The sequence below is a fragment of the Lachnoanaerobaculum gingivalis genome, assembly GCF_003862475.1.
GTDB lineage: Bacteria > Bacillota > Clostridia > Lachnospirales > Lachnospiraceae > Lachnoanaerobaculum > Lachnoanaerobaculum gingivalis.
The window spans coordinates 1-1,126 of sequence record NZ_RRCO01000011.1 but is presented as its reverse complement, the minus strand read 5'-3'; the positions used below and the strand labels follow the sequence as shown (position 1 = coordinate 1,126).

The 1,126-nt window shown below is 33.1% G+C and carries 1 protein-coding gene; it reads left to right on the top strand.

Annotated features, from left to right (window positions below):
- Nucleotides 1-58 precede the first annotated feature (58 nt).
- Nucleotides 59-1,126: transposase (locus EHV10_RS15470; RefSeq protein ID WP_148092620.1), on the top strand; the 1,068-nt coding region annotated here is incomplete at its 3' end.

Below are 1,126 nucleotides of genomic sequence, written 5' to 3'. Positions count from 1 at the left end.
ATTGAAGAAGACATAAAAAGTGCATGATAAAAGCCCCTTTTATGGGGCTTATAAATTAATTTTTTTGGGACATAATCATTTATGCTTGACACAGAAAATTAACTTTAGCTTCTATGAATTGAGTTTGCCCGATGACGATCCAGTCTATACCCTAAAAAAAGTTATGGAGGATTTAAATTTTTCCGGACTGTTAGCCAATTGTTCGGACAAGGGAAGAACAGGGTACAATCCAATTATGATGTATGCAGTTATTACTTATGCAAATATGCGAGGAATACGCTCTATTGATCGTATTGTGGATTTATGTGAAAGAGATATTGCTTTTATCTGGCTTACTCAAGGGAGGAAGCCTAAAAGAGATGCTTTTTATGATTTTAAAAGTAAGAAACTTACTTCAGGTATCCTGGATGACTTAAACTATCAGTTTATGAGACGATTACAAAAAGAAGGATTTGTAACATTAAAAGAGTTGTTTATTGATGGAACGAAAATAGAAGCTAATGCTAATCGTTATACTTTTGTATGGCGTGGAAGCATTAATTATCATCTTGCAGGTCTGCTTGATTCTATAGATAAGCTTTATTCAGACTATAATTCTTTTTTACAAGATAATGGATTTGGTGAAAAGTACGAGTTTGGAAATGCACAAATGTTTGTGATTGACGGGATTGATAAAGTTAGAGATATTATTGAAAAGAACAGAAAAAGAAAGATTACAAAACATAAAAAGCTATCTAATAACCGTATTATAGAGATTGATAACTGCTCTCCTCTTGAAATACTTAAGCTCCAGAAAAATCTTATGACAATTGCTGACGGAGAAGGTATTGTATTTGTTAACGGAAAGGGTAAGAGAAAGCCAAAACTTCAACAACTTTATGAAGAACTTGAACATTGTGGACAGAGACTAATGGGCTATAAAGAATGCTTTGAAATTATGGGGAAAGATAGAAACAGCTATTCCAAAACCGATTTGGAAGCAACCTTTATGCGAATGAAGGAAGATCATATGTTGAACGGGCAGCTAAAGCCTGCATACAATGTACAGATAGCAGTAGAGAATTATTTTATTGTACATAGTTATGTAAGTAATGATCGTACAGATTATAATACATTAATTCCGGTC